Consider the following 13,866-nt stretch of genomic DNA (forward strand, 5'->3'; position numbering starts at 1 on the left):
CCATGGACGGCCAGCTCGGCGATTCCACTCGTAGCGTCAAAGCGACTGCATCACAACGGGTTCCGGGGCAGCCGGTGGCGCCGCCCCCGGTCCCGGTGGCCGCCTATCACCTGTCCGACGACGAATCGGACGGTCTGGACTTCTACGGCCGCAACTCCAATCCGGCCTGGCGCCAACTGGAATCGGCTCTGGCGGAACTGGAAGGTGCCATCTCGGCGCTGACGTTCTCGTCGGGTATGGCCGCAATTTCCTCGGCACTGCGGGTGCTGGCGACTCCGGGTACCACCCTGGTGGTCCCGGCCGACGGCTACTACCAGGTACGCCGGTACGCGGCCGAGCATCTCGCGGCCCGCGGTGTCACCGTCATCGAGGCGAGCGCCGCGGAAATCTGCGGCGCGGCCGAGCATCTCTCCCATGCCGACGTGGTGGTCGCCGAATCGCCGGTCAACCCGACGCTGGACGTCGTCGACCTGCACCGGTTGTCCACGATCTGCCGGTCCCGCGGCGCGACCCTGGTGGTGGACAACACCGCTGCCACCCCGCTCGGCCAGCAGCCGCTGTCGCTCGGCGCCGACCTGGTGGTGGCCAGCGCGACCAAGGGGCTGTCCGGGCACAGCGATCTGCTGGCCGGCTACGTCGCCGGGTGTCACCGGGAACTGATGGCCGCCATCGAGCGCGAGCGGGTGCTGGCCGGCGCGATCCTCGGGCACTTCGAGGCCTGGCTGGCGCTGCGCAGCCTGGGCACCGCCGGTCTGCGGTTCGAACGGCAGTGCGGCAACGCCCTCGCGCTCGCCATGACGCTCGACGCCCATCCGGCCGTGCGGGCCGTGCGCTATCCCGGGCTGCCGACCGACCGCGCGCATCCCGTGGCGCGGGACCAGATGCGGCGTTTCGGTGGCCTCGTCGCGATCGAACTGGCGGACGCCGCCGCCGTGCACGACCTGGTCAACCGCAGTCAGCTGTTGGTCGCGGCGACCAGTTTCGGTGGCATCCACACCTCGGTCGACCGACGTGCACGCTGGGGCGATGCGGTGTCGCCGGGCTTCGCGCGGATTTCACTCGGCATCGAGGACGCCGACGACCTACTGGCCGACATCACGGGTGCGCTCGGGTAGCCGGGTAGCCTCTCTAGGTTGTGACTGCCCCTCAATCCTCAGCAGCCGCCGGTCGTACCCGGGTCGCCGTCGTTTACGGCGGACGCAGCTCCGAGCACGCCATCTCCTGTGTTTCGGCCGGGAGCATCCTGCGCAACCTGGACCCGGCCCGCTACGAGGTCGTCGCCGTCGGTATCACCCCGGAGGGTTCCTGGGTGCTCGGTGACGGCCGTCCGGAGACCCTGGCCATCACCGACGGGCAACTGCCCGGCGTCACCGCCGCATCCGGCACCGCGCTGACGCTGGCCGCCGACCCGAACCGCCGCGGTGAACTGCTGTCGTTGCAGGACGATGTCGCACAGGTGCTGACGGCCGTCGACGTCGTCTTCCCGGTGCTGCACGGCCCGTACGGCGAGGACGGCACCATCCAGGGCCTGCTGGAACTCGCCGGCGTGCCGTATGTCGGTGCGGGTGTGCTGGCCAGCGCGGCGGGGATGGACAAGGAATTCACCAAGAAGCTGCTGGCCGCCGACGGGCTGCCGATCGGCGATCAGGTGGTACTGCGGCCGCGCGACGTGACGCTGAGCCTCGATGACCGCGAGCGCCTGGGCCTGCCGGTGTTCGTCAAGCCGGCCCGCGGTGGCTCGTCCATCGGCGTGAGCCGGGTCGCTTCGTGGGACGAGCTGGATCAGGCCATCGCCTATGCGCGCCAACATGATCCGAAGGTGATCGTCGAAGCCGCGATGCCCGGCCGCGAAGTGGAATGCGGTGTGCTGGAGTACCCGGACGGCCGCATCGCGGCCAGCGAGCTGGGCGAGATTCGCGTCGGTGGCGGGTTCTACGACTTCGCCACCAAGTATCTCGAGGACGCGGCCGAGCTCGACGTGCCGGCCAAGGTCGATGACGAAATCGCCGATGAGATCAGGCAATTGGCCATCCGCGCGTTCAAGGCGCTGGACTGCCAGGGCCTGGCCCGCGTCGACTTCTTCCTGACCGAGAACGGGCCGGTGATCAATGAGATCAACACCATGCCCGGCTTCACGACCATCTCGATGTACCCGCAGATGTGGGCTGCCAGCGGAGTCGACTACGCCACCCTGCTGAGCGTCATGGTGGACACCGCGCTCGGCAGAGGCACTGGTTTGCGCTGACGCGCAGGGGAAGACCGGCCTGCGCTAGCGGGCCGGCGCCGGGTCCAGCGGACGGGCCGGCATCACCTTTTCGATGAGCTCGGAGATGGTCTGGATCGGTGTGGGGCCGGAACCCTGCGGCAGCGTCAGCGCCACGTAGGTGGTCCCTTTGCCGTCGCCGACCACACCGTGATCGACGGCGTACCAGGTGCTGGCGCTCGGGCCGCTGGCCTCGAACCACGACACCGCGTTGACCATCTGCAGCGGTGCTCCGACGACGAAACCGTCGGGTCGCTCGACGCCGCAGCGCAGCACCACCGCGTCGATACCGGTCGGTCCCAGCCAGGCAGCGGCACCCGCAGGGGCGGGGTCGGCGAGCGTCGCCCGACGGAAGTCGCCCATGGTGTCGGGCAGTGCGGCGAGCAGCGCGCGGCACTGCTCACTGTCGGCCTGTGGCGCCGGGGCGCTCGCCAGCGGGATTGCGACCGGTTTGTCCTCAGGCGCTTGGCGCAGCGCCGCATATGCGAGCAGGCCGACGATCGCCGCGACCGCCACCACGATGGCCGCGATGATGGCGCCGCGGGGTGGGCCATCTGGATCACCCGTCAGATCGCGATGGTCACCGGGTTCGGTCATGACGGCAACTCTAGAGCGCCGCTCGCCCCGGGAGGCCGAGAGCGGTCACCCTGCATCATCGACTTGCCGCATTCCTCAACGCGGCTCGTGCCTCGCCGCTTGATCGTCGTGCGCCCTAGACTCCACCACCATGACCAGCGCTGAATCCGGGGAGACCCTGGCGGGGCTCGGCGAGTTCGCGGTGATCGGGCGGTTGACCGCCCGCCGCCGGCAGCCCGCCGAGGTCGTCGTCGGCCCGGGTGACGATGCCGCACTCCTGACGGCCGCCGATGGCCGGGTCGTGGTGTCCACCGACATGCTGGTCGAGGGGCGTCATTTCCGGCTGGACTGGTCCACGCCGCATGACGTGGGGCGCAAGGCAATTGCGCAGAACGCCGCGGACATCGAGGCGATGGGGGCGCGGGCGTATGCGTTCGTCGTCGGCTTCGGCGCGCCGTCCGACACCGCGGCCGCGGATGCACAGCGACTGTCCGACGGAATGTGGTCGGAGGCAACGAAATTCGGAGCCGGAATTGTCGGCGGCGACCTGGTGGCCGCGCCGCAGTGGGTGATCTCGGTGACCGTACTGGGCGACCTCGGTGGCCGTCCACCCGTGCTGTTGTCCGGTGCGCAACCGGGGGACACCGTCGCGGTGGTTGGTGACCTGGGCTGGTCCGCTGCTGGATATTCCTTGTGGCGCGGCGGTATCCACGAGTTCGACGAGCTGCGGAGGCGGCACCTGGTGCCGCGGGTCCACTACGGGCAGGGGGCGGCTGCCGCGGCAGCCGGTGCGACGGCCATGACCGACGTGTCCGACGGATTGGTGGCCGACCTCGGCCACATTGCGGAGGCCTCCGGCGTGGCCGTCGACCTGTCGACGATGGCGCTCGAGGCCGACGTGGCCACGCTGACACCGGCGGCCGCGATGATCGGCGGCGACGCCCGCGACTGGGTGCTCGGTGGCGGCGAGGACCACGTGCTGGTCGGCACCTTCGGCGGCGCGCTGCCGGCCGGCTGGCGGGCCATCGGGACCGTGCTGTCCGGAGCGCCGCGCGTCACCGTCGACGGCGCGTCGTGGCATGGAGCCGGCGGCTGGGAATCGTTCGGTCAGTAAGGTACTGGCGTGACTGCCCGACCCCTGCAAGACCTGATCGACCCCGGCTGGGCCCTGGCCCTGGAACCGGTCGCCTCCGAGATCGCTGCGATGGGCGAATTCCTGCGCGCCGAGAACGCGGCCGGCCATGGCTATCTGCCGGCCGGGGAGAATGTGTTGCGCGCCTTCACCTTCCCCTTCGACGAGGTGCGGGTGCTGATCGTCGGCCAGGACCCGTATCCGACCCCGGGGCATGCCGTCGGCCTGAGTTTCTCGGTGGCGCCCGACGTGCGACCGCTGCCGCGCAGCCTCTCCAACATCTTCACCGAGTACACCGCAGACCTGGGGTACGAGCAGCCGGGCTGCGGCGATCTGGGCCCGTGGTCGAAGCAGGGCGTCATGATGCTGAACAGGGTGCTGACGGTCCGGCCGGGCAATCCCGCCTCGCATCGCGGGAAGGGCTGGGAGGCCGTCACCGAATGCGCCATCAAGGCGCTCATCGCCCGGCCACAGCCCTTGGTGGCGGTGCTGTGGGGCCGAGACGCGCAGACCCTCAAGCCCATGCTCACCGGCGAGCGGTGCGTGAGCATCGAATCGGTGCATCCGTCACCACTGTCGGCGTCCCGCGGATTCTTCGGGTCCCGGCCGTTCAGCCGGGCCAACGAGCTGCTGACCCGCCTCGGTGCGGACCCCATCGACTGGCGCCTGCCTTAATCCCGCGAGGGGGCCGTGTCCGTACGGCGGCACGCCCGTTTTGGTGTGCCTTGTGCGGCCGCTCGCCGCTGGTGAGCGGCCGCAGCCACTACCTGAAGACACACGAAAGCGCTGCGCGGGTTTCGCGCAGCGCTTTCGAGTAAGACTTCAGTTGTAGGCGGAATCAATCCGCCCGAGAGCCGGAACTAACGGCTGACTTTGCCGGCCTTGATGCAGGAGGTGCAGGCGTTGATCCGCTTGCGGTTGCCACCCGGACGGTCGACCGCACGCACGGTCTGAATGTTCGGATCCCAGCGGCGGTTGGTCCGACGGTGGGAGTGCGAGACGGACATACCGAAGCCCGGTCCCTTTCCGCAGATGTCGCACACGGCGGCCATGAAGAACTCCTCGAAATCAGTACTTGGGGTCTGAGTCCGACGGCCACAGCCTTGTGCGGCGCGAACAGACAACCTGACCAGGATACCGGGCGGCCCGACGATCACCAAAATGGGTCTGGTGGCTGGTGTTCCATGGGAGTTGGTCAGGAGATTTGTCGGGGCCACTGGCTAGGCTGGCGGGGCACCGAGGGGTTACCGGGCGGGCGACTGGAGAATCGGGGAGAACCCGGGCGAACGCGATGGAGGTCACATGTCAGCTGGCGTGGGTCGCATCCCCCGTCCGCTGGATGGGATCGCCTTACGTGACTGGGCTCACACCGCGGTCCTGCATCTGATCGCCCATACCGACGAGATCAATCGGCTGAACGTCTATCCCGTCGCCGACTCCGACACCGGCACCAACATGCTGTTCACCATGCGTGCTGCCGCGGCACAGGCCGACGAGGCCGTGAAGGCGGCGGGCAACGACGTGGTGGCGGTGTCGGCCGCATTGTCGGCCGGGGCGTTGCACGGCGCCCGGGGCAACTCGGGCGTCATCCTGTCGCAGATCCTGCGGGGTGTGGCCGACGTCGTCGCCGAGGCCGCGTCGCAACGCGGTGAGGACAGAGAGTGCGGTGAGATCACCGCGCCGGAGTTCACCGCGGCCCTGCATCACGCCCAGGTGCTCGCGGTCGCGTCCGTCGGGCAGACCGTGCCCGGAACCATCGTGTCGGTGCTGCAGGCAGCAGCGCTGGAAGCCGAGAATCAGAACGGGTTGACCGATCTCGCGATCATGGCGGCCGCTGTCTCGGACGCCGCTGCAGTGGCGCTCGAGCGCACCCCCGATCAGCTCGACGTGCTCGCAGAGGCGGGCGTCGTCGACGCCGGCGGGCGCGGTCTGCTGGTCCTGCTCGACGCACTGACCGCGACGCTGTCCGGCGGTTCGGCCCCCCGGCCCCTGTACCAGCCCGGCACCGGGCACCCCCGGGCCGACCATGACCACGACCACGACCACAACAACCACGAAATTGGCGGTACGCCGCCACAATTCGAGGTGATGTACCTGCTCGGCGATTGCCACGCCGACAACGTCGAGGTGTTGCGCGCCCGGCTGCTGCGGCTCGGTGAATCGGTGGCGATCGCCGCGGCGATCGCCGGCGGTCAGTACAGCGTGCACGTGCACGCCGACGATGCCGGCGCCGCGATCGAGGCGGCCCTCGATCTCGGCACGGTCAGCAGGATTCAGGTCACCGCGCTGATCGGGGCTGCCGGCGCCCGGCCGTCCGGCGGCTGGAGCCGGGACCGCGCCGTGCTGGCGATCGTCGACGGTGACGGTGCGGGGGAGTTGTTCGGCAGCGAAGGCGCGCACGTGCTGCGGCCTGACGACGGACCGATCAGCGCGCAGCAGTTCCTGGCCGGGCTCGTCGGCACCGGTGCCGCGCAGATCATGGTGCTGCCCAACGGTTTTCTGGCCGCGGAGGAATTGGTGGCCGGCTGCGCCACGGCAATCAGCTGGGGCATGGACGTGGTGCCGGTACCGGCCGGATCCATGGTGCAGGGGTTGGCGGCGCTGGCCGTGCATGATGCCACCCGCCAGGCCGTCGACGACGGCTACACCATGGCCCGCGCCGCGGCAGGCGCCCGGCACGGATCGGTGCGGATCGCCACCGAGGCGGCGTTGACCTGGGCCGGTAGGTGCCGTCCGGGCGACGGTTTGGGCATCGCCGGTGACGAGGTGCTGATCGTCGGCCACGATCTGGTCAGTGCCGCCAGCGGGTTGATCGACCTGCTGCTGTCGTCGGGCGGTGAACTGGTGACGGTGTTGACCGGCGCGGGCGTCGACGCCGAGGTGGGTGTCGCGCTGGCCGAACATGTGCGCCAGGAGCATCTGGCGGCCGAGTTGGTGACCTATCACACCGGCCACCGTGGGGACGCACTACTGATCGGGGTGGAGTAGCGGTGGTCGCGCTGACCGACTCGCTGGTGCACGTACTGGGCGCGAAATCCGCTGCACCACTGGAAGAGTTCTTTGGCATCCGCACCGTCAACGATCTGTTGCGGCACTATCCCCGCAAGTACAGCCAGGGTATGACGGTGCTGGGGGAAGACACCGAGCTGCCGGAAGAAGGCGACCACGTGACGTTCGTGGACGTCATCACCAAGGCGGAGACGCGGTGGACCAATCGGGCGCCCAAACGCGAATACCTGGTGGTCACGCTCGGCAACCGCAATCCGAAGGTCACCGCAACCTTCTTCAACGCCAAGTTCCTCAAGAAGTCCCTCGTCGAGGGGACTCGCGTGATGCTGTCGGGCGTTGTCGGATTCTATGGGCGCACAATGCAATTGACGCATCCCGCGCACCTGGTCCTCGATTCCGGTGCGGGCCGCACGTTCGGGTCCCCGGCGCTGAAGAAGATCGCCGACGCCTCCGAGAAGATGCACGGCGAACTGCAGATGTCGGCGTTCGAGCGGGAGTTCTTCCCGATCTACTCGGCGTGCGCCAAGGTGCAGAGCTGGGACATCTACGCGTGCATCCTGCAGGTGCTCGCCGTGCTGGACCCGATATCCGACCTGCTGCCGGAATCGATTCTGGCGCAGCGTGGTCTGATCTCCGAGGATCAGGCGCTGCGTGACATCCACCTCGGTGAGCGTGAAGCGGATCGCGAACAGGCCAGGGAGCGCCTGACTTTCGATGAGGCCGCGGGGCTGCAATGGGCGCTGGCCGCCCGTCGGCACGGCGCGCAGTCGCAATCCGGTCCGCCGGCGCCGCCGATCGACGACGGTCTGGCCGCCGCGCTGCGGGACCGGTTGCCGTTCGAATTGACTGCGGGCCAACGTGATGTGCTCGAGGTGCTGTCGGCTGAGCTGTCCGAGCCTCGGCCGATGAACCGGATGCTGCAGGGCGAGGTCGGCTCGGGCAAGACCATCGTCTCGGTGCTGGCCATGCTGCAGATGGTCGACGCCGGCTATCAGTGCGCGCTGCTTGCACCGACGGAAGTGCTTGCCGTGCAACATGCGCGGTCCGTTCGCGACGTGCTGGGGCCGCTGGCCATGGCGGGCCAGCTCGGTGCGCCCGACGATGCGACCGCGGTTGCGTTGCTGACGGGATCCATGACCGCGCAACAGAAACGGCAGGTGCGCGAGGAAGTGTCGAGCGGGCGGGCCGGCATCGTCATCGGCACCCATGCCCTGCTGCAGGACGCCGTGGAGTTCGATCGGCTCGGCATGGTGGTGGTCGACGAACAGCAGCGGTTCGGGGTGGAGCAGCGAGACCGGTTGCGCGCCAAGGCCCCTGACGGACTGACGCCGCATCTGCTGGTGATGACGGCCACGCCGATCCCGCGCACCGTCGCGCTGACCGTGTACGGCGATCTGGAGACCTCGACCATGCGGGAGCTGCCGCGCGGCCGGCAGCCCATCGACACCAAGACCATCTTCGTCAGCCAGAAACCGGCCTGGCTCGACCGCGCCTGGGCCCGTATCCGCGAAGAGGTCCAAGCCGGACGGCAGGCCTATGTGGTGGCCTCCCGGATCGACGAGAACGACAAGCAGATCGAGAACAAAGAGGCCGGTCCGCCGCCGGTGACGGTCGTCGAGCTGTACGACAAGCTGCGCGCCGGGCCGCTGACGAACCTGCGCCTCGGGCTCATGCACGGCCGGCTGCCCGGCGATGAGAAGGACGCCATCATGTCGGCCTTCCGGGCTGGGCAGATCGATGTGCTGGTGTGCACCACCGTCATCGAGGTCGGTGTCGACGTGCCCAACTCGACGGTCATGGTGGTGATGGATGCGGACCGCTTCGGGATCAGCCAGCTGCACCAGCTGCGGGGCCGCATCGGCCGTGGCTCGCACGCCAGCCTCTGCCTGCTCGCGACCAAGCTGCCGGAAGGGTCGAAGGCCGGTGCCCGGCTGCAGGCCGTGGCCGGCACCCTCGACGGTTTCGAACTGGCCGATCTGGATCTGCAGGAGCGCCGCGAGGGCGATGTGCTGGGGCTCAACCAGTCTGGGCGGGCCGGGTATCTGCGGTTCCTGTCGCTGGCCGACCATCAGGAAGTCATCGAGTCGGCCCGCGCGTTCTGTCAGGCGGCCTACGCGCAGAATCCGGACGATCCGGGGATGTCCGCGCTGGCCGCCCAGTTCGTCGACACCGATCGCGTCGAGTACCTGGACAAGGCGTGAAGCGCCTGCTGTGGCTCGTCGCAGCTGTGGTGCTGGCGGTGGTGGTCGCCATCCAGGTCGGGACGGCCGATGAACCCGCAGCGGTCGCCGATGGCGCCGACGGCGCTGTCGTACCGACGGTCGCGCCCGGTACCGACATCCTCGCCGGGGTCGCCGTCATTCCGCGGCGGGTGCGTGACCCCAACTACCGGCGCGCGGCGTACGGCGAATCCTGGACCGACGACAACTCCGCGCCCGACGGCCACAACGGCTGCGACACCCGCAACGACATCCTGAACCGAGACCTGACCGACAAGACCATCGTGTCGCTCAAACGCTGCCCGCAGGCGGTGAAGACCGGGGTGCTGCGCGACCCGTACTCGGGCGACACCATCGCGTTCACCCGCGGCAACCAGATCGGTGCGGCGGTGCAGATCGACCACATCGTGCCATTGGCGCTGGCCTGGGACCTCGGGGCGAAGGATTGGAATGACGAGCTGCGGCTCCGGTTCGCCAACGATCCGGCGAATCTGCTTGCGGTGTCCGGGAAGGCCAACCAGGACAAGGGGGACAAGCAGCCCTCGGACTGGATGCCGCCAAACCATGGCTTCTGGTGCCAGTACGCGGTGCAGTACATCGCGGTGCTGCGGGGTTATGGGCTTCCCGTCGACGAGCCGTCGGTGCCGGTACTCCGCGATGCGGCGGCCACCTGTCAGAGGGGCTAGGAGCCGGACGGGGCGAGCTCCGCGACGCAGTCGACGGCGACCTTGATCCTCAGTACAGAACCGAATCTCGGCGGTTTTGTTGCCCTTATCGATAATGCCGCATGACAACTGGTGCTGGATTGTTTGCTGGGATGCCTCGCATTGGTGACACCGCTAATTTTGGGCGCGATGTGCGCAAATTGCGCAAATATTGGTTGCCGAGCTATCGCAACTCGGCAACCAATATCTGTTCATCCCATTCGGCGACCACGGCGAAATAACCGATAGCGGGGCGACTGAATTAGATGCCGGAATGCCGTCGATTCAGTGAACTGTCGATATTTCGCCGCAGCCTGATGCCAAATTCGCTCCTGCCCGTCGTGGGGTCCGTTCAGCGGCGTCCGAAAATGCCGCCGATGGTCTTCAAGGTGCCGTGGAGGTCGGCGGCGAGCGTCTTGGTGGTGCCGTTGAGCGCGCCGGCGGCCGTCTTGGTGGTGTTGTGCAGTCCGCCGGCGACGGTCTTGGTGGTGCCGTCGAGGTCGGCGGCGACGGTCTTGGTGGTGCCGTTGAGCGCACCGGCCACGGTCTTGGTGGTGTTGTGGAGGCCGCCGGCCACCGTTTTCACCGTGCCGTCGAGCGCGCCCGCGATGCCGCCCACCGGGCTGCTCGAGGTGGGCGCGTTGGCGTGGCTGGTGACCCCGGAAGTGGACGTGTCGGCCTGCGCGGTGCCCGCTCCGAATGTGAATAGCAATGCACCCAGTCCAATTGTTGCCGCGCCCAATAGCAAGCGCTGGGAGAGGCGACCAATTGTCGGCATCGTTAATTGTGAACTGCTTCCGAATGGATGAACCATTTCTCGAACCCCCTGCTCGATGATGTCTGGTTGCGTCGGAATAAAAGGACGCAATACCAAATTAACGCACCAGAGGTAATAGTGGGATAGTTAACACGAATCAATTGCTGCGAGTTGGTCGACAATCGGCACACGTGACCCACTGGACACATCTGTGGCAAGGGGGGTCGCCGCCTACCCGAAATCGTTCGCGCCAAACACAAATGGCCGTCCTCCCTGACGGGAGAACGGCCATTTGGGCCTGTATCAGTTGAAGCGCAGCCGGCCTCAGATGCCCGTGTAGGTGGCGGGGTCCGGGCGGTAGCGGGTTCCGTCGTCGAGGCCGCCGAGGGCGTCCATGTGCTCAGCGGCCAACTCGAAGCCGAACACGTCGAGGTTCTCGGCGATGCGCTCGGGCGAGGATGAGCGGGGGATGACCGAGTTGCCGAGCTGCAGGCTCCACCGGATCAGCACCTGCGCCGGGGTCTTGCCGTACTCGGCGGCGATCGACGCCACGGTCGGGTTGCTCAGCAGGGCGCCGATACCGAGCGGGCTGTAGGCCTGCGTGACGATGCCGCGCTCGGCGTGCACCGCCCGCAGCGCCGACTGGTTGAGCAGCGGATGGAGCTCGACCTGGTTGACCACGGGGCTGACATAGCTCAGGTCGATGATGGTCGACAGGTCTTCGTCGGAGAAGTTGCAGACGCCGATCGACTTGGCGGTGCCGTCGTTGTGCACCTTGATCAGGGCACCCCAGCTGTCCACGTACTTGCTGATGTCGCCGGCCGGCCAGTGGATCAGGTAGAGGTCGACGTACTCCATGCCGAGTTTGTCCAGGCTCACCTTGAGGGCGTCCTGGCCGCCCTGGAAGCCCTGGTCGGCATTGGCCAGCTTGGTGGTGACGAAGATCTCGGCGCGCGGGATGCCCGAGGCGGCGATGGCCCGGCCGACTGCTTCCTCGTTGCCATAGACGGCTGCGGTGTCGATCAGCCGGATGCCCATCTCGAGCGCGGCCGAGACGGCCCGCTCGGTGTCGGCGTCCGACAGTTCCCCGACACCGAGGCCGAGCGCCGGAATCGTGTTGTCGTCGTGGAGCGCCAGATTGGGAATCTCTGCGGAGGCCATGTCACCTACCCTGTGAAGTTGAACGTTCGTGGATCGGGGCCCAGGCGGGTGCCGTTGTCGAGGGTCGCGATGGACGCGATGTCCGCTTCGCTCAGCTCGAAATCAAACACGTGGAAATTGCTCGCAATCCGGTCTGGGTTCACCGATTTCGGGATGACGATATTACCCAGCTGGATATGCCACCTAATCAGCACCTGCGCTGGCGTTTTTCCGTGTCGCTCCGCGATCGCGGTGATGATCGGGTCCTGCAGCATGGAACCCTGTCCCAGCGGACTCCACGCCTCGGTGGCGATGCCGTACCTGGCATGGGTCTCGCGCAGCTCAGCCTGCGGCAGGCGCGGATGGAGCTCGATCTGGTTCACCGCGGGCACGATCCCGGTGGCGTCGATGAGCAATTTGAGATGCACGGGCTCGAAGTTGCTGACCCCGATAGCGCGGATGCGGCCCTGATCGCGCAGGTGGGCGAACGCCTTGAAGGTGTCGACGAACAGGTTCTGCGCAGGTGTCGGCCAATGGATCAGATACAGATCCAGATAGTCGAGCCCCAGCTGCGCGATGCTCGCGTCGAACGCGGCGAGGGTCTTCTCATAGCCCTGTTCGGAGTTCCACAACTTCGTGACGACGTAGATGTCTTCACGCGGGATGCCGGAGGCGGCCACAGCCCGCCCGACACCGGCTTCGTTGCCGTAAGCCGCGGCAGTGTCGATATGGCGATATCCGGCGTGCAATGCTGCAGTGACGGCGCGTTCGGTGTCCTCGGCCGGTGTCTGCCACACCCCGAGCCCGACCACGGGGATGGACGTACCGTCGTTGAGCGTCAGTGTTGGATTCGGAGCACCTGAAGGATCAGCCATGACCATGAGCATGCCAGGCGATGCTGTCCAGTCCGCGGCGACGAGTGACACCGAGCTGGTCGTCCGACCGGAGCATCCGGTTGCGGGACGGCCCAGCCGGCTGCGCTTGACGGTCCTGACCAAGATCGGCGGCGTCGCCCTCCGAGTGCTGCCCAAGATTCCCGACCGGGTGAAGCGGGTGCTGCTCGGCGGACGCCGAGTGACCATCGACGGCAACACCTTGGACACCACCCTTCAGCTGATGCTGAAGGCGCAGAACGCCAGTGGCGCCGGCGGCCTGATCGTCAGCAGTGACATCGACGTCGCGCGGGCTCAACTCAACGCGCTGTCGCAGTACCTCGACCCGGCAATCGCTGTGGCGACGACAGACTTCACCGTCCCCGGTCCGGCCGAACCGCTGCGTGCCCGGCACTATCAGCCGGACGTCACAGGCCCGACCCCGATGCTGGTCTTCTTCCACGGCGGCGGATTCGTCGTCGGCGGTATCGAGTCGCATGACGGGTTGTGCCGATTGATCTGCCGCGACGCCGGAGTGCAGGTGGTGTCCGTCGAGTACCGCCTGGCTCCCGAACATCCGGCTCCGGCTGCTGCGGACGACTGCTACGCCACCTACCTCTGGTGTGTGGACAACGCCGGCCGCCTGGGCGCGGACCCGACGAAGATCGCGGTCGGCGGCGACAGCGCCGGCGGCAACCTGGCGGCTGTCGTGTCGCAGCGGGCCCGCGACAACCACGCGCCACTGCCGGCCCTGCAGCTGCTGCTCTATCCCGTGACCAACTTCGCCGGGGACACGCGGTCGAAGGTGCTGTTCGCCGAGGGCTACTTCCTGAGCAAGATCGACATGGACTGGTTCCGGGCGAACTACCTGGCCGAATCGGCACTCGACCCGTCGGACCCGCGGGTGTCGCCACTGTTGGCCGACGATCTGTCGGGGCTGCCGCCTGCGCTCGTGCTCACCGGTGGTTTCGATCCGCTGCGCGACGAGGGGCAGGCCTACGCCGTCGCACTGGCCGCCGCCGGGGTCCCGGTCGATCACCGCCGATATGGGTCTCTGGTTCACGCCTTCGCGAATTTCTTCCCGCTCGGCGGCGACAGCGCCACGGCCACGGCGGACTTCGTATCGGCATTTCGGGCCCACCTCACACGCTGAGGCACGGGTCCGGCCGATTGCGCCGTCGGCGTCGGTACCCT

General features: G+C 67.8%; 13 protein-coding genes. 8 read left to right on the top strand and 5 right to left on the bottom strand.

The genetic code is table 11. The annotated features are described in order from the left end of the window. Window positions 1–2: 2 nt before the first annotated feature. On the top strand, window positions 3–1,115 hold the full coding sequence (locus tag A7G45_RS27005) for a cystathionine gamma-lyase (RefSeq protein WP_260941422.1): 1,113 nt from the start codon (window positions 3–5) through the stop codon (window positions 1,113–1,115). Between the two features lie 20 nt (window positions 1,116–1,135). Then, a complete protein-coding gene (locus A7G45_RS27010) occupies window positions 1,136–2,245 on the top strand; it encodes a D-alanine--D-alanine ligase family protein (protein WP_043393341.1) in 1,110 nt (369 codons plus the stop codon). Window positions 2,246–2,269: 24 nt separating this feature from the next. On the opposite strand, the gene A7G45_RS27015 is transcribed toward A7G45_RS27010, so the two are convergent. Next, window positions 2,270–2,860, bottom strand: coding sequence for a DUF3515 domain-containing protein (locus A7G45_RS27015; protein WP_260941423.1), 591 nt, complete (start codon window positions 2,858–2,860; stop codon window positions 2,270–2,272). A 130-nt stretch (window positions 2,861–2,990) separates the two neighbouring features. Between A7G45_RS27015 and A7G45_RS27020 the strand changes: the two genes are divergently transcribed. Then, window positions 2,991–3,953, top strand: a complete 963-nt coding sequence (locus A7G45_RS27020) for a thiamine-phosphate kinase (RefSeq protein ID WP_260941424.1) — start codon at window positions 2,991–2,993, stop codon at window positions 3,951–3,953. 9 nt (window positions 3,954–3,962) lie between these two features. Beyond that, on the top strand, window positions 3,963–4,646 hold the full coding sequence (locus tag A7G45_RS27025; RefSeq protein WP_260941425.1) for a uracil-DNA glycosylase: 684 nt from the start codon (window positions 3,963–3,965) through the stop codon (window positions 4,644–4,646). A 185-nt stretch (window positions 4,647–4,831) separates the two neighbouring features. On the opposite strand, the gene rpmB is transcribed toward A7G45_RS27025, so the two are convergent. After that, window positions 4,832–5,023 carry a 50S ribosomal protein L28 gene (rpmB, locus tag A7G45_RS27030; protein WP_043393352.1) on the bottom strand — a complete coding sequence of 64 codons (192 nt, stop codon included), beginning with the start codon at window positions 5,021–5,023 and terminating at the stop codon, window positions 4,832–4,834. 250 nt (window positions 5,024–5,273) lie between these two features. Here rpmB and A7G45_RS27035 point away from each other — a divergent pair, with 250 nt between their 5' ends. From A7G45_RS27035 to A7G45_RS27045, 3 genes are read left to right on the top strand one after another with little or no spacing between them, the layout of a single operon-like run. Next, window positions 5,274–6,959, top strand: a complete 1,686-nt coding sequence (locus tag A7G45_RS27035; protein ID WP_260941426.1) for a fatty acid kinase ATP-binding subunit FakA — start codon at window positions 5,274–5,276, stop codon at window positions 6,957–6,959. A gap of 2 nt (window positions 6,960–6,961) precedes the next feature. Next, the gene (recG, locus tag A7G45_RS27040) at window positions 6,962–9,181 is read left to right on the top strand and encodes an ATP-dependent DNA helicase RecG (protein ID WP_260941427.1); all 2,220 of its coding nucleotides are present in this window, start codon (window positions 6,962–6,964) and stop codon (window positions 9,179–9,181) included. Then, window positions 9,178–9,885 (top strand): HNH endonuclease family protein, encoded by a 708-nt coding sequence (locus A7G45_RS27045; protein ID WP_260941428.1) that lies wholly within the window; start codon window positions 9,178–9,180, stop codon window positions 9,883–9,885. The genes recG and A7G45_RS27045 overlap by 4 nt, the downstream gene beginning before the upstream one ends. Before the next feature lie 370 nt (window positions 9,886–10,255). Here A7G45_RS27045 and A7G45_RS27050 read toward each other — a convergent pair whose 3' ends face one another. The 3 genes from A7G45_RS27050 to A7G45_RS27060 form a co-directional block, all read right to left on the bottom strand. Further along, window positions 10,256–10,615 carry a hypothetical protein gene (locus tag A7G45_RS27050; protein ID WP_043393362.1) on the bottom strand — a complete coding sequence of 120 codons (360 nt, stop codon included), beginning with the start codon at window positions 10,613–10,615 and terminating at the stop codon, window positions 10,256–10,258. Between the two features lie 369 nt (window positions 10,616–10,984). Continuing rightward, window positions 10,985–11,821, bottom strand: coding sequence for an aldo/keto reductase (locus A7G45_RS27055; protein ID WP_260941429.1), 837 nt, complete (start codon window positions 11,819–11,821; stop codon window positions 10,985–10,987). Between the two features lie 5 nt (window positions 11,822–11,826). Continuing rightward, window positions 11,827–12,681 (bottom strand): aldo/keto reductase, encoded by an 855-nt coding sequence (locus tag A7G45_RS27060; protein WP_377042062.1) that lies wholly within the window; start codon window positions 12,679–12,681, stop codon window positions 11,827–11,829. Between A7G45_RS27060 and A7G45_RS27065 the strand changes: the two genes are divergently transcribed. Then, entirely contained in the window at window positions 12,674–13,825 is a 1,152-nt protein-coding gene (locus A7G45_RS27065) for an alpha/beta hydrolase (RefSeq protein ID WP_260941431.1), read from the top strand. The genes A7G45_RS27060 and A7G45_RS27065 overlap by 8 nt on opposite strands. Window positions 13,826–13,866 lie beyond the last annotated feature (41 nt).

Source organism: Mycolicibacterium llatzerense (assembly GCF_025331195.1).
GTDB lineage: Bacteria > Actinomycetota > Actinomycetes > Mycobacteriales > Mycobacteriaceae > Mycobacterium > Mycobacterium llatzerense.